Annotated in this window: 24 protein-coding genes; 16 read left to right on the top strand and 8 right to left on the bottom strand. The window is 70.4% G+C overall.

Going from position 1 to position 24,732, the window contains the following annotated elements; translation table 11 throughout:
* The first annotated feature begins 9 nt into the window (after positions 1-9).
* Both P0592_RS15965 and P0592_RS15960 read left to right on the top strand, forming a co-directional pair.
* A complete protein-coding gene (locus tag P0592_RS15965) occupies positions 10-861 on the top strand; it encodes an inositol monophosphatase family protein (RefSeq protein ID WP_276271903.1) in 852 nt (283 codons plus the stop codon).
* Between the two features lie 78 nt (positions 862-939).
* Positions 940-2,088, top strand: a complete 1,149-nt coding sequence (locus P0592_RS15960; RefSeq protein WP_276271902.1) for a DUF63 family protein — start codon at positions 940-942, stop codon at positions 2,086-2,088.
* Between the two features lie 11 nt (positions 2,089-2,099).
* Here P0592_RS15960 and P0592_RS15955 read toward each other — a convergent pair whose 3' ends face one another.
* From P0592_RS15955 to P0592_RS15945, 3 genes are all read right to left on the bottom strand, one after another.
* Positions 2,100-3,812, bottom strand: a complete 1,713-nt coding sequence (locus tag P0592_RS15955) for a YcaO-like family protein (protein ID WP_276271901.1) — start codon at positions 3,810-3,812, stop codon at positions 2,100-2,102.
* Positions 3,813-3,861: 49 nt separating this feature from the next.
* Positions 3,862-4,680 carry a transcriptional regulator TbsP gene (tbsP, locus tag P0592_RS15950; protein ID WP_276271900.1) on the bottom strand — a complete coding sequence of 273 codons (819 nt, stop codon included), beginning with the start codon at positions 4,678-4,680 and terminating at the stop codon, positions 3,862-3,864.
* A 161-nt stretch (positions 4,681-4,841) separates the two neighbouring features.
* Positions 4,842-6,905, bottom strand: coding sequence for a hypothetical protein (locus P0592_RS15945; protein WP_276271899.1), 2,064 nt, complete (start codon positions 6,903-6,905; stop codon positions 4,842-4,844).
* A gap of 152 nt (positions 6,906-7,057) precedes the next feature.
* On the opposite strand from P0592_RS15945, the gene glyA reads away from it, so the two are divergent.
* From glyA to P0592_RS15930, 3 genes are all read left to right on the top strand, one after another.
* Positions 7,058-8,305, top strand: a complete 1,248-nt coding sequence (gene glyA / locus P0592_RS15940) for a serine hydroxymethyltransferase (protein WP_276271898.1) — start codon at positions 7,058-7,060, stop codon at positions 8,303-8,305.
* Between the two features lie 90 nt (positions 8,306-8,395).
* A complete protein-coding gene (locus P0592_RS15935; protein ID WP_276271897.1) occupies positions 8,396-9,289 on the top strand; it encodes a bifunctional methylenetetrahydrofolate dehydrogenase/methenyltetrahydrofolate cyclohydrolase in 894 nt (297 codons plus the stop codon).
* Position 9,290: 1 nt separating this feature from the next.
* Positions 9,291-9,770 carry an NUDIX hydrolase gene (locus P0592_RS15930; protein WP_276271896.1) on the top strand — a complete coding sequence of 160 codons (480 nt, stop codon included), beginning with the start codon at positions 9,291-9,293 and terminating at the stop codon, positions 9,768-9,770.
* Here P0592_RS15930 and P0592_RS15925 read toward each other — a convergent pair whose 3' ends face one another.
* The gene (locus P0592_RS15925) at positions 9,771-10,487 is read right to left on the bottom strand and encodes a DUF7117 family protein (RefSeq protein WP_276271895.1); all 717 of its coding nucleotides are present in this window, start codon (positions 10,485-10,487) and stop codon (positions 9,771-9,773) included.
* Between the two features lie 58 nt (positions 10,488-10,545).
* Between P0592_RS15925 and P0592_RS15920 the strand changes: the two genes are divergently transcribed.
* Positions 10,546-10,692, top strand: coding sequence for a hypothetical protein (locus P0592_RS15920; RefSeq protein ID WP_276271894.1), 147 nt, complete (start codon positions 10,546-10,548; stop codon positions 10,690-10,692).
* A 207-nt stretch (positions 10,693-10,899) separates the two neighbouring features.
* Here the strand turns inward: P0592_RS15920 and P0592_RS15915 are convergent, their stop codons facing one another.
* Positions 10,900-11,184: an amphi-Trp domain-containing protein gene (locus P0592_RS15915; protein WP_276271893.1), complete on the bottom strand. Its 285-nt coding sequence runs from the start codon at positions 11,182-11,184 to the stop codon at positions 10,900-10,902.
* A gap of 208 nt (positions 11,185-11,392) precedes the next feature.
* Here P0592_RS15915 and P0592_RS15910 point away from each other — a divergent pair, with 208 nt between their 5' ends.
* The gene (locus tag P0592_RS15910; RefSeq protein ID WP_276271892.1) at positions 11,393-11,668 is read left to right on the top strand and encodes a PadR family transcriptional regulator; all 276 of its coding nucleotides are present in this window, start codon (positions 11,393-11,395) and stop codon (positions 11,666-11,668) included.
* A 6-nt stretch (positions 11,669-11,674) separates the two neighbouring features.
* Here the strand turns inward: P0592_RS15910 and P0592_RS15905 are convergent, their stop codons facing one another.
* Positions 11,675-12,934: an AI-2E family transporter gene (locus P0592_RS15905; RefSeq protein ID WP_276271891.1), complete on the bottom strand. Its 1,260-nt coding sequence runs from the start codon at positions 12,932-12,934 to the stop codon at positions 11,675-11,677.
* A gap of 113 nt (positions 12,935-13,047) precedes the next feature.
* On the opposite strand from P0592_RS15905, the gene P0592_RS15900 reads away from it, so the two are divergent.
* A complete protein-coding gene (locus tag P0592_RS15900; RefSeq protein ID WP_276271890.1) occupies positions 13,048-14,319 on the top strand; it encodes an MgtC/SapB family protein in 1,272 nt (423 codons plus the stop codon).
* Here the strand turns inward: P0592_RS15900 and P0592_RS15895 are convergent.
* On the bottom strand, positions 14,316-14,648 hold the full coding sequence (locus tag P0592_RS15895; RefSeq protein ID WP_276271889.1) for a ribbon-helix-helix protein: 333 nt from the start codon (positions 14,646-14,648) through the stop codon (positions 14,316-14,318). The genes P0592_RS15900 and P0592_RS15895 overlap by 4 nt on opposite strands.
* A 277-nt stretch (positions 14,649-14,925) precedes the next feature.
* Here P0592_RS15895 and P0592_RS15890 point away from each other — a divergent pair, with 277 nt between their 5' ends.
* From P0592_RS15890 to P0592_RS15860, 7 genes are all read left to right on the top strand, one after another.
* Positions 14,926-16,743, top strand: a complete 1,818-nt coding sequence (locus tag P0592_RS15890; protein WP_276271888.1) for a sensor histidine kinase — start codon at positions 14,926-14,928, stop codon at positions 16,741-16,743.
* A 45-nt stretch (positions 16,744-16,788) separates the two neighbouring features.
* Positions 16,789-17,724 (top strand): HhH-GPD family protein, encoded by a 936-nt coding sequence (locus tag P0592_RS15885; protein WP_276271887.1) that lies wholly within the window; start codon positions 16,789-16,791, stop codon positions 17,722-17,724.
* 75 nt (positions 17,725-17,799) lie between these two features.
* A complete protein-coding gene (locus P0592_RS15880) occupies positions 17,800-18,378 on the top strand; it encodes an NADPH-dependent FMN reductase (protein WP_276271886.1) in 579 nt (192 codons plus the stop codon).
* A 72-nt stretch (positions 18,379-18,450) separates the two neighbouring features.
* Positions 18,451-19,071, top strand: a complete 621-nt coding sequence (locus tag P0592_RS15875) for a YIP1 family protein (RefSeq protein ID WP_276271885.1) — start codon at positions 18,451-18,453, stop codon at positions 19,069-19,071.
* Positions 19,072-19,117: 46 nt separating this feature from the next.
* Positions 19,118-19,381 carry a hypothetical protein gene (locus P0592_RS15870; RefSeq protein ID WP_276271884.1) on the top strand — a complete coding sequence of 88 codons (264 nt, stop codon included), beginning with the start codon at positions 19,118-19,120 and terminating at the stop codon, positions 19,379-19,381.
* Positions 19,382-19,456: 75 nt separating this feature from the next.
* Positions 19,457-21,811 carry an OB-fold nucleic acid binding domain-containing protein gene (locus P0592_RS15865; protein WP_276271883.1) on the top strand — a complete coding sequence of 785 codons (2,355 nt, stop codon included), beginning with the start codon at positions 19,457-19,459 and terminating at the stop codon, positions 21,809-21,811.
* Between the two features lie 40 nt (positions 21,812-21,851).
* Positions 21,852-22,340: a cupin domain-containing protein gene (locus tag P0592_RS15860; RefSeq protein ID WP_276271882.1), complete on the top strand. Its 489-nt coding sequence runs from the start codon at positions 21,852-21,854 to the stop codon at positions 22,338-22,340.
* A gap of 19 nt (positions 22,341-22,359) precedes the next feature.
* Here P0592_RS15860 and P0592_RS15855 read toward each other — a convergent pair whose 3' ends face one another.
* Positions 22,360-22,812 carry a universal stress protein gene (locus P0592_RS15855; RefSeq protein WP_276271881.1) on the bottom strand — a complete coding sequence of 151 codons (453 nt, stop codon included), beginning with the start codon at positions 22,810-22,812 and terminating at the stop codon, positions 22,360-22,362.
* Positions 22,813-23,014: 202 nt separating this feature from the next.
* Here P0592_RS15855 and P0592_RS15850 point away from each other — a divergent pair, with 202 nt between their 5' ends.
* Positions 23,015-24,730 carry a cation:proton antiporter gene (locus tag P0592_RS15850; protein ID WP_276271880.1) on the top strand — a complete coding sequence of 572 codons (1,716 nt, stop codon included), beginning with the start codon at positions 23,015-23,017 and terminating at the stop codon, positions 24,728-24,730.
* The last annotated feature ends 2 nt before the right edge of the window (positions 24,731-24,732 follow it).

The raw sequence follows: 24,732 nt of genomic DNA, 5'->3' as shown, positions 1-24,732 counted from the left end.
ACCCGGTGTATGACCGATGAACACCACCGGGCCGCCCTCGCCGAGCGCGCCGCGAGAGCGGGCGGGGGAGTCGCACGACAGCACTTCCGCAGCGACGTCGACGTCGAGACCAAGGCCGACAAGAACGACCTCGTGACCGAGGCCGACAGGGACGCACAGCGGCAGGTCGTCTCGACGATCCGGGCGGAGTTTCCCGACGACGCGTTCGTCCTCGAGGAGGACGCCGACACCCTTCGAGGACCGGAGACGGGGGACAGCGACCCGTCGGTCGTCGACGCGGTGCCGGACCACGGGCCCGCGTGGGTTGTCGATCCCATCGACGGCACCTCGAACTACGTCCGGGGCATCAGGTCGTGGGCGACCGCCGTCACCGCGCTACAGGACGGCGAGCCGGTCGGCTCGGCGACGTACGTCCCGGCCGCCGGCGACCTCTACGCCGCCGGCCCGGAGAGCGCGACCCGCGACGGGAGCGAACTCCGGGTCAGCGATCGGACCGACCCCGAGACGTTCGCCGTCGCGCCCGTCGGCAAGTGGTTCCGCGACCAGAGCGCGGAGTTCGGCCGCCTCAACGACCGCATCACCGAGCGATTCGGCGACGTCCGCCGCTTCGGGAGCTTCCAGCTGACGCTGGCGCTGATCGCCGACGGCGGCCTCGACGCGGGGATCTGTACGAACCCGATGGACCCGTGGGACACGATCGCCGGCGTCCACCTCGTCCGCGCCGCCGGCGGGACCGTCACGTCCCTCGACGGCGACCGCTGGCACCACGACGACGACAGTCTCGTCGCCTCCAACGGCGGGGCCCACGACGAGCTGCTGGCAGCCGCACGCGACGCGGTCGACCGCGACGCGACCGAGTGAGGCGGGCGCTCGCCCGCCGCCGCCGCACTCACGCACGCGACCGGAACGCTGAAACCGTCGCCCGCCGGTCTTGCGGCTATGAACGCGTTCGAGCGGGCGGTCGACGAGTACGGAGCCGGTCGGCTCTGGGTCGCCTCCTTCGTCGGGGTCCTCCTCGCGGGCTGGGCGGCCGTCCTGGCCGTGCCCCGGCTCGCCTGGGATCGGTTCCTCTGGCACTACTTCTGGGGACCGGTGTTCGCCGACGCGAAGTCCGCGAGCTGCGCGGTGATGACGGACAGCGGCCCCGAGCCGCTCTACGAGGGCTGTGCCGCGGCCGTCGAGCGCGGCGCGATCGTCGCCGAACCCGGCTACACCATCGTCTCGGAGGTCGGCTATATGCTCATCCTGGTCTACATGCTGGTGGGCGTCTACATCCTGCTGGACGAACTCGAGATCGCAGACGATCCGGAGCTCTACTACGCCTTCGTCCCGTTCATGCTGCTCGGCGGCGCGCTCCGGGTCGTCGAGGACGCGACGGACCGGGCTATCGACGCCGGCACGACGCCGCTGGTCGAGTACCCGCTGAGCTCGCTCATCATCAGCCCCGTCATCTACGGGACCGTCTTCCTCCTGACGCTGGGGACGCTCGTCGCCTGCCTCCGCCTGGACCGCGAGGGCGTGGTCGACAGCTACTACCGGACGACGGCCGGTATCGGGAGCGCGCTCGTCCTCGGAACGCTCGCGTACCTCACGTTCGTCGCCACGACGACGGCGTACTCGACGCTGTACCCGTCGGTGCTCGTCACCACTGTGGTTCTCGCGTCCGTGCTCTCCTACGGGCTCTACCGGGCCTTCGAGGCGTACGCCCCCGAGGTCAACGACGGGACCGGCTACATCGGCCTGCTGGTCATCTGGGGCCACGCCATCGACGGCGTCGCCAACGTCGTCCTCGCCGACTGGCTCGACCTGCTGGGCGTCCCGCTCCAGTACTACCCCAAACACCCAGCCAACGCCTTCATCATCGCGGTGACGGAGAGCCTCCAACCGGCGGGGATCAGCGCGGCTGTCGGGACCTCCTGGCCGTTCCTCTTCGTGAAGCTCGTCGTCGCCTCGCTGGTCGTCTGGTTGTTCAACGGGAAGTTCATCGAGGAGAGTCCGCGCTACGCGTTGCTCCTGCTGGTCGCGGTCACGGCGGTCGGCCTCGGTCCCGGGACCCGCGATATGCTCCGGGCGACGTTCGGGATCTGAGCCGCCCGCACTCAGGGGAAGGGGTGGTGAGGCCGGTCGAGACGCGCCTCGTACCCGAGGTCCGCGGGCACTCGCCGCGCTCGCTCCCCGAAGTAGGCGTCGCCGAAGAACAGCGGCTGCGCGGTCGGACAGCAGACCCGGACCGCCTCGAACCCCATCTGTTCGAGGTCACGGGTCGTGAGCCGCGTCGCGTACGGTGACAACCCCGCCTCGACGGCGCGGTCGACGAGCGCCGACAGCGCTGCCGCCCCCTCGGGGACCGAGTCGGGTCCGACGCTCGACAGCGGGACCGTGGTCTCTGGCTCGGTCAGGGCCGTCGCCGGACCGGGCTCCCGGGCGTAGCGGCCGATCGCCCCGTCGGCCTCGGCCGCCTCCTCCCGCCCCATCCCGCGCAGTTCCATCCAGTTCTGGAGGGCCTCTTCGAGCGCGCCGACGGCCGCCGCCTCGGGGTCGAGGTCGGCCGCCGACCCGAGCGCGAACCGCGGCCACTCGTCGCGTTCGAGGGCGACGGCCACGACCGGCACGTCCACGTCCTGTGTCAGTAACAGCGTCGTCACGTCGAGGTCCTCCGACCGGGCGCGCCGCCGGAGCGTGTCGAACCGCTCGCTGTCCTCGACGGCGATCCCGAGCGGATCGACCGTCGAGTACCACGACAGCATCGCGGCGTCCCGCTCGATCACCTCCGTCAGCCCGGACAGCAGGGCCTCGCGTTCGGTGCTCCCGAGCCCCAGCCCCGTCGTCACAGGGGGTCTGACGGCTCGCTCGGGCGGCGGATAGAGGATCACCGAGGCTGGGAGCCACCGCTGCTCGCCCTTCTCCAGTCGTTCCGCCGGAGCCCAGTGGAGTGGCTCGCCCGCGTCGGCGGCCCCGTCCGGCGCGACGAACGCCGAGGGTGAGACCGCACCGTCGACGTCGTCGGCCGTCCCTCGCCGCAGGTCGGCCGTCCGGTAGACGCCGGCGGCGTACCGCTCGTAGCTCTCCCCGAGCGCCTTCATAAACGCGGTGTCCCAGTCGACGGCGACGCCGGCAGCCTGCGGGGACGCCGTCGCGTCGCTGAACCCGCCGGTGTCCGACAGCGACGCGAGGTAGTACGGAGCCGGGAACGACTCCGCCTCGCCGACCTCGCCGACGACCCCGACCCGCTCGTCGAGGCCGCCCTCCGCACGCGCCAGCGCGTCCGCTTCGTGATCGGCCGCCCGTCCCTGGAGTCGCCAGCCGCGTCCGCCGTCGTCGCAGTCACACCCCGGGACCGGCAGGACGCGGCGCTCGGTGTAGGGCAGTTCGACGACGCTGCCGGCGAGCGCCCCCTCGCCCGTGAGCGCCTGCTCGATCCGCCGGCCCGCGACCGCACCGGCGAACCGCCGTGTCCCGGCGTCGGGCGTCTCGGGTCGGTTCGCCGTCTCGTCGACGTTCGCTCGGACCCGCGTTCGGAGACAGTCGTAGCAGGCCGTCCCCGGCGCGAACCCCGCGACGGCCGCCTCGGTGACCGGGACGCCCCCGACTCCGCCGAGTTCGACCGCGACCCACGGCGTGGCCGTCGCCGCCGCTCTGCGGTCGGCTCTCCGGAACACCTCGGACCCCGTCCCGTCGACGACGACGCTCAGGTCCGGCCGGTCGTCCGGCAGCGGCTCGCCCCGCTCGACTGTCTCTGCCGACGTCTCCGCGAGCGCGGCCCGCACGGCGTCGGCGGCCGGCCCGGTCCCCACGAGTTCGACTGTCGTCATACGTCGGCGGACGCGTGGCGCGGTGAAAAACCCCCCGCGGTCGGCCTCGCTACGCCGCCAGCAGGCTCTGTGCGACCGTCGCCAGTTCGTCGGTCTCCGCGCCTTCGAGGCGCTCGTCGCCGAGCTTCAGCCGCAGCCGCGGGCGACCCACGTCGATGGGCACCTTCTCCGTGTCGATGAGACCCATGTCTTCGAGCTTCGTCTTCGTCCGGGAGAACGTCGCCTTGCTCGCGAGGCCGACGTCCTCGCCCCACTTGCTGATGTCGTAGAGGAGTTCGCCGTTCTTCGCGGCCACCAGCAGGCTGATCGTCACCTCGTCGAGGCCGTCGCCGTCGCCGCGGGCGGTCGCCAGCGACCCGAGCACGTCGTCGAAGTCCTCGGCCGTCTCCTCGCCGATGTCCTCTGCAAGCGTCGACCGCACCCGGGAGATGGCCGGCGTGCGGAGGCTGTAGGCGTCCGCGCTCTCCCACGTCGTCCCGTAGTAGGCCTTCGCGTCGTCGACGAAGTCCCCGTCGTCGCTGCTCAGTCCCCCGACGGCGTCGCCGACCGAGACCAGCGAGTACACCGAGTCGTCGGTCACGACCAGCGAGTGGTTCGGCACGTCCCCGAGGACCCGCATCTGGAGGACGCCGCCCTCGACGAGGTCTGCCGCCGTACTCGCGACGAGGAAGTCGTCCATCACGTCCTTCAGCGCGCGTTCGTCGGCGAGCAGCCGGACGTCGGGTCGGTCGTCTTCGGCGTCGAGCGTCGTGACGAGTTCGGCGATCGTCGCCCGCGCCGGGTTGACGACGTACACCGTGTCGTCGGCCGTCTCGAACACCGTCGACAGGACGCCCCCGACGTCGTCCTGCAGCAGAGTGGCACTCATTGTTCTATGTCGTCCGTTGTGTCTTGAGACATTTATTTTCATCGGCCGTCTCGGGTTGAATTCTTGAACCGATCGGTCACACCCACTCGAACACGACGGGAAAATAGGTGGCAAGCAGCTCGATACGAGTGACCACCGGATCGCCGTCGACCGACCGCGGGTTACGGCCGGCCGTCGAGCCGGGAGACGAGGTCGTCGGACCAGTGAAACTCCCCGTCGTAGATGACCGGGACCGAGACCGAGCCGAGGGCCTCGACGGCCGCCTCGCGGGAGACCGACAGCTCCCGCCGGCGGCCGTTCAGCGCGACCTCGCCCTCGAACGGGAGCCGGTGTCGCTCTCCGGCCTCCGGCGTCACCGCCTCGCAGGCGATGTCGAACCCGTCGGCCGTCTCCCGGACCCAGACGACAGTCGGCTCCGCCGGGCTGGGCAACAACGCGTAGGTCCCGTCACCGACGACGGCGTAGTCTTTCCCCATCACGATTCGCCGCCGGGCGAGCTGGAGGGCGCGCTGGATGCTGAACCCCGCGCTCAACAGCCGGGCGAAGGCCGTCCCCACCGTCGCGGCGTGGCGGTCCAGCACGTCGGCGAACGTCACCGCACCGGCGACCGATCCCCGCTCGACGAGGCCCAGCCCAACCTCGTAGGAGCCACAGGCGTTGAGGAAGAACGTCCGCGTGCGGGACCGCGAGAGCTGCGCTGCCGCGAGCCCGCCGTCCGGACAGCGGAGCCCGTCGTCGTCACAGTGGCCGATGAAGTGGACGAAGTCGGTGTCGGCCTCGAACGTGGCGGCCAGTTCCGCCGTCGTCAGCCGCTCGGCGACGTCGACGTCGAGCGGGAGCGACGCGGACTGGTAGATGTCGCTCACGTCGCCGTGTTCGTCGCTCATCGACGAGTCGTTGAGGACGACAGACACCTGCAGGTGTTCGGCGTCCCGGCCGTCGTACCGGTACTGGTTCTCGTAGGCCGTCGGCATCGTCTTGTACGCGTCGACCGGAGTGCCCGGTGCCAGCCACGCGCTGACCCGGCCGTTCCCGACCTCGGGCTCCACCCTCGTCGAGGCCGGCGCGCTCCCCCGGGTGGGGAAGGCGTCGGTCAGCGTCCGGTCGAGGAGGTCGGCGTGGTCGAGTTCGACCCCGTCGGAGCGGTAGACCAGGCTGAGCTTGTCCAGCAGGAAGGGGAGACAGCGAGCGCGCTCCAGCGACGGCCGGGCGTGCGTCGTGAGGTGCCACTCCGGGAGCGCCGCCCGGACCGTCTCCGCCGGCGTCCGCAGGTAGCGGGCCAGCCGACCGCCGGGGGAGAGCGAGCGGACCGCGTCCGGGGTCAGCGAACAGGCCGTCAGCAGGTCGGGGTCCCGCTCGGGCTTCAGCGACCTGACGAGGCAGTCCAGGTAGAACACCCGCCTGAGCAGGTCGGCGGCCTGCTCCTGGAACCGCGGGAGCGGGTCGAACTCGTGGCGGACGTCGGCGTCCCCGGCGGTCAGCAGCGGTCGCACCCGGTCCCCGACGGTGACCGTCGCGCCGAGGTAGTACGCCAGCGGCGCGCCGACGAACAGCGCGTCCACGTCCCGGGGGAGCCGGAGTTCGATGCCGGTCTCGTGGCGTCTGTCGGCGACCGCGTCCGGGACGGCCACGGACTCCCCGAGTGTGAGGACCGGCGGGTGGTCCCGCCGGTCGGGGTGTGACCGGGACGGGCCGGCAGTGCGGTGGGCGGCGCTCATCGCGGAGATGCCGCGTGCGAGCCCCGCCGGCGACCGGGGTACCTGCACCCGCGGTGGCCCGCTGGCGACGGGTCGGAACCCGACCGTGACCCGCGTCGGTTCCCACATCGACAGGACGGTCCCGTCGCAGGTCGGCCGCAACGACGCCGGCCCGTCGAACCGAACGACGACCTCGAGGCGGTCGCTCGACAGTGGGTCCTCTCCCGTGCCGGTCTCGACGGTCCCGGTGAGGAGAAACGGACCAGCCGGCAGTTCGGACGCGGTGGCGAGCTGGTACTGCGCGTCACAGTCCAGCGCCGTCACCGTCACGTCCATTCCGGGCAGTACGAGCCGGTCGGCCTCGCCGGTGACACATTCCGAGACCGGCCGTGGGACCCGGTCACCGCCGTCGTCACGCACCTCGGTGAGCTGTTCGACCACCCGATCGCGGTAGTCGGCGTGTGCCGACCCGCCGGACGCGGCGGCCCACCCGTCGGCCACCACGCCCGGTACCCCCGTGCGAACCATTCGCTCGGCTCTCTGTCCCTATCGGATAAATATATACTGGAAACCGAGTCAATTCTTTTCGCCTCGGGTCGGACGACCGATCGGCTGCGAACGATTCACACACAGCGGGGCCAAAGGGTAGTTTATTGACGGCTGCTTCCCGAGGGAGAGACATGACCTACGACACGGTTCGCGAGGTCGATCCGGCCGTCGCCGACGCCCTCGAGGGCGAGCGGGCCCGCCAGAACGACACCCTGGCGATGATCGCCAGCGAGAACCACGTCTCCGAAGCGGTGATGGAGGCCCAGCGCTCCGAACTGACCAACAAGTACGCCGAGGGGTATCCCGGCGAGCGCTACTACGGCGGCTGTGAGTACGCCGACGCGGTCGAAAACCTCGCCATCGAACGCGCCAAGGAGTTGTGGGGTGCCGAACACGTCAACGTCCAGCCGCACTCGGGCTCGCAGGCGAACATGGGCGTCTACCTGGCGATGCTGGAGCCGGGCGACAAGATCCTCTCGCTGGACTTGACCCACGGCGGCCACCTCTCACACGGCCATCCCGCGAACTTCGCCGGCCAGGTCTACGACGTCGAGCAGTACGAGGTCGACCCCGAGACCGGCTACATCGACTACGAGGGGCTCCGCGAGCACGCCGAGGAGTTCGAACCCGACATCATCGTCTCCGGGTACTCCGCCTATCCGCGGGAAGTGGACTTCGAGCGGATTCAAGAGGCGGCCGACGCCGCCGACGCCTACCACCTCGCGGACATCGCCCACATCACGGGCCTGGTCGCCGCGGGCGTCCACGAGTCGCCGGTCGGGGTGGCGGACTTCGTGACCGGCTCGACGCACAAGACGATCCGGGCGGGTCGGGGCGGGATCATCATGTGCGACGAGGAGTACGCCGACGACGTCGACGCGGCGGTGTTCCCGGGCGCACAGGGCGGGCCGCTGATGCACAACGTGGCGGGCAAGGCGGTTGGCTTCGGCGAGGCGCTGACCCCAGCCTTCGACGAGTACGCCGAACAGACCGTGGCAAACGCGAAGGCGCTGGGCGATCGCCTGCAAGAGCACGGCCTGGACCTGGTTTCGGGCGGGACGGACAACCACCTGGTGCTGATCGACCTGCGGCCCTCCCATCCCGACACCACCGGCAAGGAAGTCGAGGAGGCATTAGAGGAGGCGGGGATCGTGCTGAACGCGAACACGGTACCGGGGGAGACGCGGTCGGCGTTCAACCCGTCGGGGATCCGAGCGGGGACGCCCGGGCTGACGACGCGGGGCTTCGACGAGGAGGCCTGCCGGGAGGTGGCGGACCTGATCTACGAGGTCGTCGACGCGCCGGGCGAGGAGAGTGTCGTCGCCGAGGTCAGCGACCGCGTCGACGAACTGACCGACGAGTACACCCTCTACGACTGAGCGACCGCGGTGCGGGGGAAAGCGGCCCCGGAGTCCGTGGCTGCTGTGTTATGGTGACGCTTTTCTATCCCGCGGGTCCCGCTCTAGCCGATGACGGAGATCATCGACGGGAACGCCGTCGCACAGTCGATCCGGGACGACCTCGCGACAGCCATCGACCAGCTGGCCGAGGAAGGCGTCCAGCCGTCGCTGGCGACGGTCCTGATGAGCGACGACCCCGCCAGCGAGACGTACGTCTCGATGAAGCAGGACGACTGCGCCGAGGTGGGCATCGAGGCAATCGACATCGAGATCGACCCCGACGCGGACGCGAGCGAACTGTACGACGCCATCGACGACCTGAACGGCGACGAGAACGTGAACGGGATCCTCGTCCAGATGCCGGTCCCCGACCACGTCTCCGACCGCGAGGTCCTGCGGGCCGTCGACCCCGTGAAGGACGTCGACGGCTTCCACCCGGAGAACGTCGGCCGCCTCGTCGCCGGGAACGCCCGCTACAAGCCCTGTACGCCCCACGGCGTCCAGAAGCTCATCGAGGCCGCCGGCGTCGAGACGGAGGGCGCGGACGCCGTCGTCGTCGGCCGGTCGGACATCGTCGGCAAGCCGATGGCGAACCTCCTCGTCCAGAAGGCCCCGGGCGGCAACGCGACGACGACGGTGTGTCACTCCCGGACGAAGGACCTGGCCGCCAAGACCCGTCAGGCGGACATCCTCGTGGCCGCCGCCGGCGTCCCCGAGATGATCGACGGCGGGATGATCAAGGAGGGCGCGACCGTGATCGACGTCGGCATCAACCGCGTGGACGCGGACACCGAGAAGGGGTACGAACTCGTCGGCGACGTCGAGTTCGACAGCGCCAAGGAGAAGGCCGGCGCGATCACGCCCGTCCCCGGCGGCGTCGGGCCGATGACCCGCGCGATGCTGCTGTACAACACCGTCAAGGCCGCGGGCCTGCAACACGGTGTCGACGTCGACCTGCCCTGAGATGCCGTCGCTGAACGCCTTCGGGGACGGAGTCTACACCCGGCGGGTCACCAGGGCGGTCGACGCGACCACGTTCGACGCCGTCCGGACGCGCGTCGAGGCGGGGCTGGAGTGGGGCGTCGGCGCGCTGGCGGAGGACGACGACGGCCGGGCGCTGCTCGTGTACGAGGACGACATCTGGAAGCTCCCGGGCGGCGGCGTCGAGCCCGCCGAGACGCGCGAGGCGGCGCTGGTCCGAGAGGTCCGCGAGGAGACGGGCGTCGAAGTCGGCGTCGACGAGCTGCTCGCCGTGAGCGAAGTGACCCTCGTGGACGGTGCCCGCGAGACGGAGTTCCACTTCGGCACCTACCGCGCGACGCCGGAGAGCACCGACCTGGCCTCGAACCCCGGGCTCGCCGACGAGGACATCGAGCGCGTGGCGTGGAAACGGGACCTCCCGGAGAACTGTCTCGACGGCGACCTGCTCCGGCGTGTCAGGTAGTCACTCCGACGACTCCAGCCCGCTCAGCCAGTTGTCCGCGGTGACGTATGCGCTCTCCTCGCCGGCGGCGAACCGACCCAGATCACGGGCCGCGTGCAGCAGTCGGTTCGCGTCGCCCGGATCGACGTCGCCGTCCAGCGCTTCGATTCGCTTGCGGTGGTCGCGGACGCGGCCCGAGAGCTGCCGGGCCTGCTCGTCCGGGTGGGCGTCGAGGTACGTCCGCACGTCGCGCTGGTAGGCCTCGACGGCCGCCGCCATCGCGAGGCCGTACGGGGACCGCAGCGCCGTCGGCACCTCGTCGGCGGCCGGCCGCTCCCCGTCGTCGGCACCCCCCAGCAGGTCGTAGAAGTGGCGCTGTATCGCGTCGTCGGGACGCATCTCGCGAGCGACGTGGTCGGCGACGTGCTGGAGTTCGGTCGCCGCCACGAACGTCTCGTCGAGCGGCTGGAGCGTCCCGGCGTCGATGAATCCGCGCTTGCGCGTGTACTCGCGACACTCCTCGGCCGCCGCGCGGGCCACGTCTTCGAGCGGGTCGGCGTCGACGCGGTTCCGGACGGCCGTCAGATCGAACTCGACCGGCGCGTCGGTGTGTTCCGTCCGGTCGTCGACTCCCACGCTGTGGACGCTCCCACAGTCCGGGCAGGCGATGCTGCCGGTGTCGTAGTACGACCACCGGGTCCCGCAGTCCTGGCACTCGCGGTCGCCCCGTATCTTCATACGTGATCGTGGGCCGTCCGGCCTGAAGTTTGTTCCGCGAGGGGACCCAACCGCCGGTATGCGCGACGAGGCCGAGATCAGAGAGCAGTACGAGTTCCTGACCGAGCAACTGGAGAGCGAGGAGATGGACCACGAGCGCGTCCGGATGCTGTTCACCCACTACAAGCGCGCGCTGGGCTGGGTTCTGGAGGAAGAGCACATCTGAGGGATTTCACGCCGTTTCGGTTCGGAAACTAACACCAACGAGCGGGTGCCGGTACATTTAAGTTTCTCACACCCATCGGACCAAGTGACGCTTCGCTTGGAGGGCCGAAGCGTCAGCGGGGACCAATTCAGGGCGGCAGGCGGTCGCGTTTTTCCGCGACCGCCTTCCACTTACTTCGCTTGGTACGACTCGACGGCGGCCGGTCTATCACTCGATGCTGAGCGAGTCGTCGGTACCGTCGCGCGGCGCGTTCTCCGGCCACTCGAGTTCGACCTCGATACTGAGTTCGCCGTCGCCGTCGGCCGGCCCCTCGCGTTCGGCTTTGACCTCGAACTCGACTTCCGCCGGCGGGTCGAGCGAGATCGACGAGTCGCCGGCGCGCAGCGTCACCGGGCCGTCGCCGTCGAGCGAGTCCGCGAGCGAGCGGAGGTAGTCGGCGACGCCGGTGCGATCCATTCGCTGTTCGGTCTCGAAGAGCGTCTCTTCGGGCATACCTCCTGTTGGTGATACGACTAGATAATACCGTCGCCGTCACCTCCGTCGGTATGATTGAAAGTTGACTCGAACCGGAGATGATTCGTTCCGACGTAGCAGAGCGATGTCTGTCTGATTTTCCACGGAGACACGGAGACAGATCGGAACCCCTCCGGTACGAAATATTTAAACGATTTAGACAATAATTGTAACGTAGACCGTAGCGATGCACGACCTCACAGGCTTCCAGCGCGACCTCCTCTACGTCATCGCCGGGCAGGAGGAGCCACACGGGCTCGCGATCAAGGAGGAACTCGAGGAGTACTACGAGAAGGAGATCCACCACGGCCGGCTCTACCCGAACCTCGACACCCTCGTCGACAAGGGCCTCGTCGAGAAGGGCCAGCGCGACCGACGGACGAACTTCTACACGCTCACACGGCGTGGCCGTCGCGAGATCGACGCCCGGCGTGACTGGGAAGACCAGTACGTCGACCTCTAGCCGGCCTCAGTCGTCGCCCGCCTCCTCAGAGGACCCGGTCGGCCCCGGTGGGACGGCCGTCGACTCCTCGTCGACGCCGTCGAGTTCCCCGTCGACCGGCCGGTCGCCGACGTCCTCGCCCACGAGGTTCGTGGGGTCCACCGCCTGCGGTCGTATCTGTGCACCCTCGACGAGTTCCGGGAGGACGAACCGCCCGAAGTGGAGGATCAGGACGAGGATCATCGGCGCGAGGAAGATCCCGTACCACCCGAAGAGGAACGGCCCGAAGATGTACGCGAACATCAGCGTGCCGGTGTGGATGCCGTTTCGGGCCGGCTCGCCCGCGGTCGCCCTGCCGAACGGGCCGAACGAGAACCCGCCGCCGCTGGAGACGTACGGCCGGACGAGCAGGTCGGGGATCGTGTCGACGACGACGAACGCGACGCCGACGAACAGGCCGACGAACCACCACTGCTCGCCGCCGAACGCGGTCTGCACGGCCAGGTACCCCGCCATCGGCACGTAGACGATCTTCATCCCGATGATGGGGATGAGGCTGGCGGCACCGGCCAGCAGGCCCGTCAGCGCGGGGTAGGGAACGCCGATCCCGGCCGGTGCGACGAAGTCGACGAGGTTGAACGTGATCGCGCCGATGGCTCCCGTGACGATGGCGTTGAGGATGTTGCCGTAGAACACCTTGTGGAAACTGCGGTCCACCTCGCGGAAGTAGTGGTCGAGCGCCCCCCGGTGGTCGAGGAACCCCTTCCCCCACTCGGCCAGGCGGGGGCCGTCACGGAGGAGGTAGAAGGCGACGGCGAACATCACGAAGGCGTGGACCAGGCCCGTCCCGACCAGGCCGAGGTAGTCGAGGAACTGCGACAGCGAGTCGACGATAATGCTGGTGCCGCCCGCGTCCGACAGCAGCGCCTGCGGGTTCTGGACGACGTCCGAGACGTTGAGGTACGGGTCGACCACGTTCGCGTAGGGACCGAGGTCGGCCGTCTGTGAGAACCGCTCGAACTCCTGGAGGGCGATGGCGATGGTGTAGTACAGCAACACCAGCACCGGGAGCGCCAGCAGCGCCAGTGCGGCCAGCGCCGCCAGCGTGCGCTGCCTGATCCGGCGGTACAGGCGTCGGTACAGCGGTCGGGTGGCGTAGTAGAGGAACACCCCGAAGACGAACGTCCCGACGAACGAGTAGAGGACGAACAGCAACACCGCTGCCAGCACCACCCCGAACCCCACCCAGAACGCCCGGGGCCAGTCGACGTCGTCGCCTACGGCCATGCGTAGCGTTTCCACAGCGGTCCGCAAAAAGCTATGGCGTCGAACCGGCTCGACTCGCGGAGAGCCGCGACGGCGGGCCACACGTTTTTGTCCGGCCGCGGGGACGTGCCACCATGCAGTTCCCGGCCCAGCTCGGCGCGGCGGCGACGGACGCGACGGTGATACGCATCCTGCTGGCCGGCGCGCTCGGGATGTTCCTCGGTCTGGAGCGAGAGTGGTCGGAGAAGGCCGCGGGGATCCGGACGTTCGCGCTCATCAGCCTGTTGGCTGCGGTGTTCACCGTCGTCGAGAGCGAGGTGCTGCTGGTCGTCGGCGGGGTGCTCGTCATCGTGCAGGGCGTCCTGCTCGCGGTCCAGGGGCTCCTCGCGGACGAGCGGTCGGGGCTCTCGCTGACGACCTCCGTCTCGATGCTCGTGGCCTACGGGGTCGGCGCGCTGGTCGCCGGCGGCTTCGTCCTCGAAGGGGTCACCGTCGCAGTGCTGTCGTCGCTGCTGCTCGTGCTCAAGCGCGAACTCCACAGCTTCGCGTGGGGGCTGAGTCGCGAGGAGGTCCGTGCGGCGACGGAGTTCGCCATCCTCGCGTTCGTCGTCTACCCCCTCCTGCCGGCCGAGCCGGTCGCGATCCCGGGCGACTTCGTCTCCGTCACCGTCGAGTTGCGCGTCATCTGGCTGATGGTCGTGTTCGTGGCCGGGATCGGGATCGTCAACTACGCCGTCGTCCAGAGCTACGGCGGCCGCGGCGTCGCAGTCACGGGCTTTTTCGGCGGCCTGGCGTCCTCGACGGCGGTGGTGGGGACGATGCTCGACCACGTCCGGCAGCGCCCCGCGGCGTCGTCGTACGCGCTGGCGGCGATCCTGCTCGCCGATGCCGCGATGGCACTCCGGAACCTGCTCATCACGCTCGTGTTCACGCTGGAGACCGGCCCGCTGACCACGGCCGTTCTGCCGCTCGGCGTCGTCATCGTCGGGGCGATCGCGGTCGCCGCGTACGCGGCCGACTGGGACGAACAGGTCGAGATGGACCTCGACAGTCCGTTCTCGCTGCGGAACGCGCTGACCTTCGGGGGCGTGTTCCTGCTGGTGGTCGTCCTCGGTGCCGTCGCCAGCGGACGCTTCGGGACGGCGGGGCTCTACGTCACGGCCGCACTCAGCGGGCTGGTCTCCAGCGCGGGCGCGACCACCTCGGCGGTCCTGCTGTACCGGGGCGGAGCCATCGACGGCGAGACGGCGACGGTCGCGGTGCTGGTCGCGACGGCCGCGAGCATCCTCGTGAAGGCGGCCCTGACCGCCCCCGGCCCGGACCGACGGTTCGCCTCGCGGGTGGCGCTGTGGAGCGGCGTGGTGCTGGCCGGCGCGACCCTCGTCACGGCCGCGCTCCTGCTCTAGAACTGGTAGCGGCGGTCGTCGGGGTCGCCCTGCTGCTGGGGGAACTGGTCGCCACCGGTCATCTCGTCGAAGGTCATCCCTGAGAGGTACTCGTCGTAGGTACAGTCGTACCCCGACCGGAGGTGGAAGTCAAGCGTCCCGCGGTCGACGACCGACTGGAAGAACGCGTGGACGGCCCGACGGACGAGTTCGTCGGTGTCCTCCGGGTCCAGGGCCACCGACAGCATCGCCAGTTCGTTGCGGGTCTCGCGGTCGAGCGCGACCGCCTGTTCGTCGCCCAGCGCGGCGTACTCCTCCTCGACAGCCGATTGGAGGTCGTCGAGACTCATGTCCGACCCGAGGCCGAGGACGGGGAAACGTGTTCCGACTCGGGGTCGGTGAGGCCCACAGCGGGGTCGCGCGACACCTGTCGATCGGTTCACCGGACACTCGTATGACAAATTTTAAGATTGATAACGAATCACTACCGCAGGAGCGCGCGACAGGTGGTCGATCCGTGACGGGAGGCGTATGAGCGAACGGGGCGACGAGGACCGTAGTTCGAGCCGTCGGGCCGCGCGGGGGGCGTCGTCCGCCGACGGCGAGCCCCCCGGTCGTCCGCGATCGGTGCTGCCCCGCGTTATCAGTCGCGACTTCCCGCGGACCGTCGCCGTCACACTGGCCGCGGTCGCGCTGTTGACGGTTCTCACCGCGGCCGGCGGGTACGTCTACGGGGTCGGCGCGGTCGCCTCCGACGGGTCCCTCGACACCGCGGCGTCCGTCCGGGCCGAGAGCGTCGGCGACTGGCGCGCCGGCCTGGCCGCACAGACCCGACTGCTCTCGGCCGCGGGACCGATCGCCGACGGCAACGCCACGAGCGCACAGCGGTACCTGACCGGCGTCTCGACGCGGGCGACGGACAGCGTCGCCGGCGTCTACTACGTCCGGACGGACGACGGCGGCGGGACCGTCGCGGCGAGCACGGACGAGCCCGTTCGGGGGTCGTCGCTCGCGACCGCTCGTTCCGCCTGGCAGCGCGCCGTCGGAGCCGCCAGCGACGGCCCCGCACAGTCCGTCGTGACCACGCGGAGCGGCTACGACCACGCCGGGAACGAGACGCTGGTGTTCGCCAGTCCGGTCCCGGACGGCGGAGGTGTCGTCGTCCTGGTCGGGCAGTTCGACCCGACCCGGCTCGGCGGGCCGGGGACGACGACGGCCGTCGTCGGATCGTCGGGCGATCCGGTCTTCGATCCGGCACGCGGGGGCGTCGGCCGACTCGTCGGTGCGAACCGCCTCGACGCGGACGGCCCCGGGACGGTCCGGACCGACGGCGGCCGACGCGTCGCGTACGCGCCGGTCGACGGAACGGACTGGACCGTCGTCACCGCCACCGATCGCGGAGGCGTCGCCCGGCCCGCCGGCGTCTTCGGACTGACGCTCGGGCTCGTCGTCGCCGTGACGCTGTGTTCGCTGACCGTCGCCGGCGTCGCCGTCCATCGGGCCGCGGTTCGTCCCGCTGCTCACCTCCGGGACCGGGTGACCGACCTGGGGTCGGGGGCGTTCGAGACCGACCTCTCGACGGACCGGACAGACGAGTTCGGCCGGCTGGCGGCGGCGCTGGCCGAGACGCGGGACGCGCTGCGCGCACAGGTGGAGGGCGCACACGAGGCGCGCGAGGTGGCCGAACGGTCCAAGGCGGAACTGGAGCGACAGAACCGCCGGCTCGACCAGTTCGCGTCGACGCTCTCCCACGACATCAGGAACCCCCTGGCGGTCGCTCGCGGCCACACGGAACTGCTCGCGGCCCGTCTGGACGGGCTCGACGACGACGCCGATCTCCGGGACCACGTCCAGAAACTCGCACGGGCTCACGACCGCATCGAGGCGATCATCGACGACGTCCTCACCCTGACGCGGGAGGCCGAGGCCGCCCGGGAGACCGAACGGGTCTCCGTCGAGTCCGTCGCCCGCGAGGCCTGGGACCACGTCGACAGCGGCGACGCCACGCTCGCGGTCACGGGGGACCGGACCGTCGAGGCCGACCGCTCCCGCCTGCTCCGGGCCTTCGAGAACCTCTTTCGCAACAGCGTCGAACACGGCTCCACGGAGGAGCGGGCAGCCTCCGACGACGCCGTCGACCACGCCGGCGGCGTCACCGTCGAGGTCGGGACGCTGGCCGACGGCTTCTACGTCGCCGACGACGGCCCCGGCGTCCCGACGGAGGAGATCGACGAGGTCTTCGACTACGGGCACACGACCAGCGACGACGGGACCGGCCTCGGGCTCTCTATCGTCGACTCCGTCGCCGAGGCCCACGGCTGGCGGTGCTACCTCGACGCGACCTACGAGGGCGGTGCGATGTTCGTCTTCGCGGACGTGAGCGAGTCCGGGGACGCGGACACGGAGACGGACGCGTTCGAGTGGGGACGGGCCGACGACGCCTGACCGGGACCGCCACCCACAAGCGCACCCGGGCCGAACGCAGTTCCGATGAGCGACGAGGCGGGTACGACCGACGGCGACGGTGCGATCCCCGAGGACCCGAGCGCGGTCCAGCGGGCGCTGATCGAGTGGTACGAGAGCGACCACCGGGAGTTCCCGTGGCGACGGACCGAGGACCCCTACGAGATCCTCGTCTCCGAGGTGATGAGCCAGCAGACACAGCTGGAACGGGTCGTCGACGCCTGGGTGGACTTCCTCGACCGCTGGCCGACCGCCGCGGACCTCGCGGCCGCCGACCGCGCCGACGTGGTCGGGTTCTGGACCGCACACTCGCTGGGGTACAACAACCGCGCGAAGTACCTCCACGAGGCCGCGACCCAGGTGGTCCACGAGCGCGACGGCGAGTGGCCCCGGGACCCGGACGGCCTCTCGGAGCTGATGGGGGTCGGCCCCTACACCGCCAACGCCGTCGCCTCGTTCGCGTTCGACAACGGCGACGCCGTCGTCGACACCAACGTCAAGCGGGTGCTGCACCGCGCCTTCGACGTGCCCGACAACGACGCTGCCTTCGAGGCGGCCGCACAGCGACTTATGCCCGACGGCGAGTCCCGCGTCTGGAACAACGCCGTCATGGAACTGGGCGGCGTCGCCTGCACGAAGACGCCGGCCTGTGACGGCGCGGGGTGCCCGTGGCGGGAGTGGTGTCACGCCTACGAGACGGGCGACTTCACCGCGCCGGACGTGCCCGAACAGCCCGACTTCGAGGGGAGCCGACGACAGATGCGGGGTCGCGTCGTCAACGTCCTCGGCGAGTACGACGAGCTGTCCCTCGACGACCTCGGTCCGCGCGTGCGCGTCGACTACGCCCCCGACGGCGACCACGGCCGCGAGTGGCTCCGGGACCTCGTCGGCGATCTCCGAGACGACGGACTGGTCGCCGTCGAGGAGCGCGAGGGGGAGACGGTGGTCGCGCTGGCGCGGTAGCGGCCCGAGAGCCGACGGGCCCCGAGTGCGGCCCGTTCCGCCGGGTCTAAACGGTCGGCACGCCTTCGAGGGCGTATGGCACCACCACACGTCGTCGGGATCGTCGGGAGTCTGCGGGACGGGAGCTATACCCGCGTGGGCGTCCGACGGGCACTCGACGAGGCGGAATCCCACGGCGCGAGTTCCGAACTGCTCGACCTCCGTGAGTACGACCTGCCGGTCTTCGACGCGGACCACCGGGACGCGGGCGACGCACCGGCGTTCACTGCGGCCGTCCGGGACGCCGACTCGATCCTGCTGGGGACGCCGATGTACCACGGTTCGTACGCCTCGCCGCTGAAGAACGCGCTGGACTACTGCGGGTTCGACGAGTTCGAGGACAAGACCGTCGGGCTGCTTGCCGTCGCCGGGGGGAGCTTCCCGATCACCGCGTTGGACCACCTCCGGGCGGTCTGTCGGGCGCTCGGCTCTTGGGTCATCCCCCACCAGGCCGCGATCCCGAAGGCCAGAAACGAGATCGAGGACGGTGCCTTCGTCGACGAGGGCACAGAGGAGCGCGTGGCGACGCTGGGCGAGGAGGCGGTGAAGTACGCCAACATCGAACCCGACCCGCAGTGCTTCGAGGCCGCGCAGAACGTCGGTGCCGACGACTGACGGGAGCGGTCCCGCCCCGTCGCCGGACCCGAACTCGCAACCGACTTACCTGCCGCGCCCCGACACCCCACCGTGACTCAGTGGGTCGAGAACCCGACTGGCGGGCGCGACAGGGGACCGGTCGCCGTCCTCCGCGCGTGGGCGGAGGTGCTCGTCCGACCCCGGCGGTTCTTCCGGACCGGCGTCGCGCCGGGCGACCAGGCTCCCGGGCTCGTCTTCGCGGCGCTGGTCGTCCTCGTCGAGGAGCTGGGCCGGTTCGCCGTCGTCGAACTCGCAGAGCGGGGGCTGGTCTCGACGGGCCCGTTCGCCTACCCGGCCATCGGGGGGTTCTCGCCGGGGATCGCCGCTCTCGCGCTCCTGGGCATCGTCGTCTTCGTCACGCCGGCGACGGTCCACCTCTCGGCGGCGCTCCAGACGGTCCTGCTGATTCCCGTCGCGCCCGACCGCGGCGGCATCAGCGAGACGGTCCAGGTCCTCTGTTACGCGATGGCTCCCTGCGTGCTGGCGGGCCTGCCATCGCCAGAGCTGCGCGTCGTCGTCACCGCGTGGGGCGCGGCGCTGTACGTCGTCGGGACCGCCGTGATACACGAACTCAGGCTCGGCGTCGCGGCCGCGGTCGCCGCGCTCCCGGTCGCGATCGTCTTCGGCTACGGCTTCCGCGGGGTCGACGCGCTGCTGACCCTCGCCGGCTGACACGGCCGCCGACGCTTTTGCCCCCTCGGCCCGTCGACTCGCCCGTATGCTCAGTCTCGACATCGACGACCTGATGCTGGAACTGAAAGACGGCGCGTTCAAACACGTCGGCCCCTCGAACAAGACGGCGACGGTGAAGCTGTACGACGTCGAGGGCGTCGACGTGCGCGAGTACGGCGACAAGCGCGTGAAACTCGCCTTCGAGGACGAGGACGGCAGCGAGGTGGAGGTCGCGCTGTTCCCCGAACAGGCGCGGGCGGTCGCGAGCGGCCTCGAAGCGCTGGAGTCGGAGAGCGGCGTGTTCGAGTGAAGGGGCGTCGGACACGTCCCGACCGGCGCGCGTAATTCGACAACAGTTTTAGGCGCGAACCGCTCTTGCCGCGTAATGGGTTCGTGTATCATCTGCGGCACGTCCGTCGAGGGGCGGATCTGTGACCTCCACGAGGAGGACGCCGTGTTCGAGTTCCGAGGCGACAATCCGAATCAACTGACGGTCGACCGCTACTACGAGGGCAGCGTCGACGGCTTCGCCGAGTTCGGCGTCTTCGTCGACATCGGCGACTCGGTCACGGGGCTCCTCCACCGGAGCGAACTGGACCAGCGACTCGACTCCCTGGACTGGGACTCCGGCGACACCGTCTACGTCCAGGTGAAGAACGTCCGCGACAACGGCAACATCGACCTCGGCTGGTCGATCCGCCAGTCCGAAGACGAGTTCCGCGGCGTCCTGATCGACGACCCCGACGTGGGTCACTCGACGCTGCGGGACGACGAGGAGGCGGCCGCCGAGGCCGACGCCTCGGGAAACGCTGACGGGGGCCGGGAGTCCACCGGGTCCCCCGACGAGTCGGCGGCCGACGCCGGCTCCGAGAGCAGGACGGCCGCCGACCCCGACGCCGAGGTCGCGGCGGACCCGAGCGGCGACGAGGGCGCGGTCAGCGCCGCCGGCCAGCAGGACGACACCGCCGGCCGCGAGGAAGCCGCCGCGGACGACGACGCCAGCAGGACGGCCGCCGACCCCGACGCGCAGGCCACCGACGCGACCGACGAGAGCGGGACCACCGCCGGCGCGGTGAGTCAGGCCGGCGACGCGGACCGGGTCGACGGTGCGGGCGGGAGCGTCGGCACCACGACGGGGGCCGGCTCCACGACCGACGGCGGTGCGGCGGTCGTCGAGCAGTCCAGCGACGAGCCGTCCCCCGACGCGGACGCGGCCGAAGAGGCGGAGACGGACGCCCCCGAGCGCGTCACGATCGCCTCGCTGGCCGACCGCGAGGAGGCGGACGTCCGCCTCGAGGGCGAGGTCGTCGGCGTCCGACAGACCTCCGGGCCGACGGTGTTCGAACTCAAAGACGAGACGGGGAGCGTCGACTGTGCCGCGTTCGTCGAGGCGGGCGTCCGCGCCTACCCAGACGTCGAGGAGGGCGACTTCGTCCGCCTCGACGGCGAGGTGCGCCGCCGCCGCGGCGAACTCCAGATCGAGACGGAGGCCCTCGACGTCCTCGACGACGAGGAGGCCGACGAGGTCGAACAGCGCCTCGCAGACGCACTCGACGACGAGGCCCGGCCCGACGCCGTCGAGCCGCTGGCCGAGGACCCGGCCGTCGAGGCGCTCTCCGACGAACTGGTCGAGGCCGCCACCCAGATCCGGAAGGCGGTCCTCACCGACCGCCCCGTCATCGTCCGGCACGCCAACACGGCCGACGGCTACCTCGCCGGGGCCGCGCTGGAGCGGGCGACGCTCCCGCTCGTGACCGATCAGCACCGCCGCTCGGACGCGCAGTACCACTACTTCGACCGGCGGCCCCTGGAGGGCGGCGTCTACGACATGGACGACGCCACCAACGACACGACGACGATGCTGGACAACCGCGCGCGCCACGACGAACAGCTCCCCCTGTTCGTCTTCGTCGCCGCGGGCGGCACTCGCGAGAGCCTCGACGGCTTCGACCTGCTGGACGTCTACGGCGCGCCGACGGTCGTCGTCGACGACGTGGACGTGGACGACGAGGTCGTCGACGCGGTCGACGCCGTCGTCTCCCCGAGCGTCGCCGAGGCCCCCGACACCACCGCGACGGCGCTGGCCGCCAACGTCGCCGCACACGTCAACGACGACGTGCGCGCCGACCTGGGCCACCTGCCGGCGGTGAGCTTCTGGGAGGACACGCCCGAGGCCTACGGCGAGGCCGCGAGCGAGGCCGGCTACGACGACGAGGCGGTCACGCAACTGCGCGAGGCCGTCGCGCTGGAGGCCCACTACCAGTCCTACGAGGACAAGCGCGAGCTCATCACCGACCTCGTGTTCGGCGACGACGAGGAGGACGTGGGCGGGCTGGCCGGCCACGTCGCCGAGCAGTTCCGAGAGAAGACCGACACGGAGGTGGCGACGGCGGAGGCCAACCTCGACCACGAGACCGTCGCTGACCACGAGATCGCCGTGCTGGACACCGACGCCTACACCCACCAGTACGAGTTCCCGCCGGAGGCGCTCCTGCTGGACGAGCTCCACCGCTCGATCCGCGACGAGGTCGACGCCGTAGTCGGCGTCGCGACGGACACGCTGTACGTCCGGACCGACGCGGACGTGGACCTCCACGAGCTGACCGAGGCGGTCGCCGACGCCGTCCCAGAGGGCGGCGTCGCGACCCGGAGCGTCCGGAACGGCTCCGTCCGCTTCCTGGCGGGCGAGCGCGACGCCGTCCTCGACGCGACGCTGTCGGCGCTGGGCGAGGACCTGTAGAGGAGCGGGCTTTTTCAGCGGTCCAGCCCTGCGTTCGGGTATGAGCGACGGCCCCGTCAACGAGGGCGATCTGGAGGCGACCGACTACGAGCACGGCGACCGGACGTTCGAGCGCAAGCAGATCGGGGCCGCCGCCGGCGGCGAGGAACTCGGCGCGAGCCTCTACGAGGTCCCGCCCGGCAAGAAGCTCTGGCTCCGGCACTACCACGAGGGCAACGAGGAGGCGCTCTTCGTCCGCGAGGGCGGCGGCACGCTCTGGCTCGGTCCCGACGCCGAGGAACACGCCCTCGAACCGGGCGACTACGTCGCGCTGCCGGCCGGCGAGGAGAGCGCCCACGAACTGGCCGCCGGCGACGACGGGCTCTCCTTGCTGATGGTGTCGACGATGGACGAGCCGGACGTCACGGTGTACCCGGACCGGGGGATGGTCGGGCTGTACGCCGGGGCCGCACCGGGCGGCGACAGCGCCGAGCGGTCGCTGTCGACGTATCTGGACCGCGACGCGGAGATGGAGTACTGGGACGAGTAGCGGGGGAGACGCGCCCCGGTCAGTCGCCGTCCGGCTCGTGTTGCCGTATCCGGTGGGTGATGACCGGGACGGTGGCGCTGCGGACGACCTTGTCCGTCGTGTTGCCCAGCAGCGCCCGGAGCGCCCCGGTGTATGCGCTCCCCATCACGATTGCGTCCATCCCCTCCTCCTCGGCGTACTCGACGATACCCGCCGCGGGACTGTCGAACGTCACCGCGGTGACGCAGTCGACGCCGGCCGCCTCGGCCATCTCGGCGACCTCGGCGGTGAGTTCCTCGCCGTGGTCACGGAACCGCTCGATCAGTTCGTCCTCGTCCTCGTCGTAGTACAGCGCCCGTGGCGCGTCCGGCAGTTTTGCGACGTACAGCGCGTGGACCGTCGCGCCCAGCGCCGCCGCCAGCTCGATCCCGTGCTCGACGCCGCGTCGACCCTCGTTGCTCCCGTCGTAGGGCAGCAGCAGTCGCTCGTACATCCCGCGGAGGTTCACGGTACGTGCGCAAAGTTAGCCGCCGGCAACGCGGATGGTCGTCGCCGCCGAGCGCGGTAGTCCGACGCTACCGTCCGCCCGGGACCGCGATCGCTCGTCGCTGACCGCGTGGCTCGCCCGCCCACGAGAGTGCGGGGTTGCACACGCGGTGAGCAGACTTAACTGACTCACCGCCGGAACGCGGACAATGGCACAGGGAGGCATCCCAGTCGATCTGTTGGCCGACCTCTTGGCCGTCTTCATCATCGCGGCCGGGGTCGGCGTGTTCGTCGCGAAGGTGGGTCGGTTCCCCTACACGATCGCCCTGCTCATCGCCGGGTTCGTCGCCTCCGTGATCGGCGTCACCGTCGAGATCCAGCTCTCTCACGATCTCATCCTGCTCGTCTTGCTCCCGCCGCTGCTGTTCGAGGGCGCGGCGACGACGGACCTGGAGCGACTGCGCCGGAACCTCCTGCCGATACTGCTGCTGGCGATCGTCGGCCTCCTGACCTCGGTCTCGCTGGTCGGCTTCGTCGGGGCGCAGCTGTTCCCCGGCTTCTCGCTCCTGCTCGCGCTGCTGTTCGCCGCGATGATCCTGCCGACCGACCCCGTCTCCGTGCTGGCGCTGTTCGAGGAACTGGGCGCGCCCGACCGCCTCTCCGTGCTGGTCGAGGGCGAGAGCCTCGTCAACGACGGGGTCGGAGTCGTGCTGTTCTCGGCGCTGCTGGGCTACGTCGTCAGCGGGTCCGGGACCGAGGAGCTGTTCACCGTCGCCGGCATCGGGGGCCTGCTCGTCGACATCGCGCTTGTCTCGGGGGGCGGCCTGCTCGTCGGCCTCGCCCTCGGCGTCCTCACCTACTCGGTGATGAACGAACTGGACGACCAGATGACCGAGATCGTGCTGACGATCATCCTCGCGTACGGGTCGTTCCTGCTGGCGGAACACTACGCCGCGGACGTGCTGGGCTTTCACCTCTCGGGCGTCATCGCCTGCGTCGTCGCGGGCCTGTTCATCGGCAATCAGGGCGCGGAGTACGCGATGAGCCCGCAGACGAAGATCGCGGTGTTCAACACCTGGGAGACGGCCGCGTTCATCGTCAACACGTTCATCTTCCTGATGATCGGCGTGACGACGCCGCTGGCGCAGCTGGTCGGGAACGCCCACCTCATCGCCGTCGCGATCCCGCTGGTGCTGGCCGGTCGGGCCGCCGTCGTCTACCCGCTCTCGGCCGTCGCGAACCGCCTCACCGAGCCGGCGGTCCCGTTCACGTACCAGCACGTGATGGTCTGGGGTGGCCTCCACGCGTCGATCCCGATCGCGCTGGTGCTGGGCCTGCCGCCGGAGACGCCGCTGCGGACCGAACTGCGCGCGATGGTGTTCGGCGTCGCCGCGTTCTCGCTGGTCGTCCAGGGGCTCACGATGTCGAACCTCCTCGACCGGCTGGACATCGTCACCCGGAGCGACTCCAAGGAGCTGTTCGAGCTGCTGGTCGGGCGGGCGCGGGCCGTCGACGCCGCGCTGGAGGCCGCGGAGGAACTCCACGCCGACGGCGCGATCCCGCAGGGCGTCTACGACGAGTTCGAGTCCGAGTACAGCCGGGAGAAAGAGCAGCTGAGCGAGGCCATCGCGACGCTGATGGAGAACAACCCCGAGCTCCGCCAGGAGCAGATCCTCTCCGGCGAGCGCCAGGTCCTGCAACGGGAGAAGAGCGTGCTGATGGACGCGATGCGCAACGGCGTCCTCTCGAACGACGTCGCGGAGCGGCTCATCGAGGAGGTCGACATCAAGATCGACCGCGTGCAGGACGGACAGCGCACCGTCTCGGAGACCGAGGAGGGATACGAGGAGTTCTGGCGCAACCGGGCCGAGGAGTACGGGCTGGACGTCCAGTCGCTGGGCGAGGGCAGCGCGAGCGACGACTGATC

It is taken from the genome of Haloarcula litorea (assembly GCF_029338195.1).
Lineage (GTDB): Archaea > Halobacteriota > Halobacteria > Halobacteriales > Haloarculaceae > Haloarcula > Haloarcula litorea.
This window is presented reverse-complemented; position numbering and strand designations above follow the sequence as displayed.

Coding starts and splice junctions, on each gene's coding strand:
- P0592_RS15855 (WP_276271881.1), bottom strand. CDS start 22,812: ATGTACGAGCGACTGCTGCTGCCCTACGACGGGAGCAACGAGGGTCGA.
- P0592_RS15965 (WP_276271903.1), top strand. CDS start 10: ATGACCGATGAACACCACCGGGCCGCCCTCGCCGAGCGCGCCGCGAGA.
- P0592_RS15905 (WP_276271891.1), bottom strand. CDS start 12,934: ATGGCCGTAGGCGACGACGTCGACTGGCCCCGGGCGTTCTGGGTGGGG.
- glyA (WP_276271898.1), top strand. CDS start 7,058: ATGACCTACGACACGGTTCGCGAGGTCGATCCGGCCGTCGCCGACGCC.
- P0592_RS15865 (WP_276271883.1), top strand. CDS start 19,457: ATGGGTTCGTGTATCATCTGCGGCACGTCCGTCGAGGGGCGGATCTGT.
- P0592_RS15960 (WP_276271902.1), top strand. CDS start 940: ATGAACGCGTTCGAGCGGGCGGTCGACGAGTACGGAGCCGGTCGGCTC.
- P0592_RS15925 (WP_276271895.1), bottom strand. CDS start 10,487: ATGAAGATACGGGGCGACCGCGAGTGCCAGGACTGCGGGACCCGGTGG.
- P0592_RS15930 (WP_276271896.1), top strand. CDS start 9,291: ATGCCGTCGCTGAACGCCTTCGGGGACGGAGTCTACACCCGGCGGGTC.
- tbsP (WP_276271900.1), bottom strand. CDS start 4,680: ATGAGTGCCACTCTGCTGCAGGACGACGTCGGGGGCGTCCTGTCGACG.
- P0592_RS15895 (WP_276271889.1), bottom strand. CDS start 14,648: ATGAGTCTCGACGACCTCCAATCGGCTGTCGAGGAGGAGTACGCCGCG.
- P0592_RS15850 (WP_276271880.1), top strand. CDS start 23,015: ATGGCACAGGGAGGCATCCCAGTCGATCTGTTGGCCGACCTCTTGGCC.
- P0592_RS15880 (WP_276271886.1), top strand. CDS start 17,800: ATGGCACCACCACACGTCGTCGGGATCGTCGGGAGTCTGCGGGACGGG.
- P0592_RS15910 (WP_276271892.1), top strand. CDS start 11,393: ATGCACGACCTCACAGGCTTCCAGCGCGACCTCCTCTACGTCATCGCC.
- P0592_RS15870 (WP_276271884.1), top strand. CDS start 19,118: ATGCTCAGTCTCGACATCGACGACCTGATGCTGGAACTGAAAGACGGC.
- P0592_RS15935 (WP_276271897.1), top strand. CDS start 8,396: ATGACGGAGATCATCGACGGGAACGCCGTCGCACAGTCGATCCGGGAC.
- P0592_RS15915 (WP_276271893.1), bottom strand. CDS start 11,184: ATGCCCGAAGAGACGCTCTTCGAGACCGAACAGCGAATGGATCGCACC.
- P0592_RS15860 (WP_276271882.1), top strand. CDS start 21,852: ATGAGCGACGGCCCCGTCAACGAGGGCGATCTGGAGGCGACCGACTAC.
- P0592_RS15900 (WP_276271890.1), top strand. CDS start 13,048: ATGCAGTTCCCGGCCCAGCTCGGCGCGGCGGCGACGGACGCGACGGTG.
- P0592_RS15885 (WP_276271887.1), top strand. CDS start 16,789: ATGAGCGACGAGGCGGGTACGACCGACGGCGACGGTGCGATCCCCGAG.
- P0592_RS15945 (WP_276271899.1), bottom strand. CDS start 6,905: ATGGTTCGCACGGGGGTACCGGGCGTGGTGGCCGACGGGTGGGCCGCC.
- P0592_RS15920 (WP_276271894.1), top strand. CDS start 10,546: ATGCGCGACGAGGCCGAGATCAGAGAGCAGTACGAGTTCCTGACCGAG.
- P0592_RS15955 (WP_276271901.1), bottom strand. CDS start 3,812: ATGACGACAGTCGAACTCGTGGGGACCGGGCCGGCCGCCGACGCCGTG.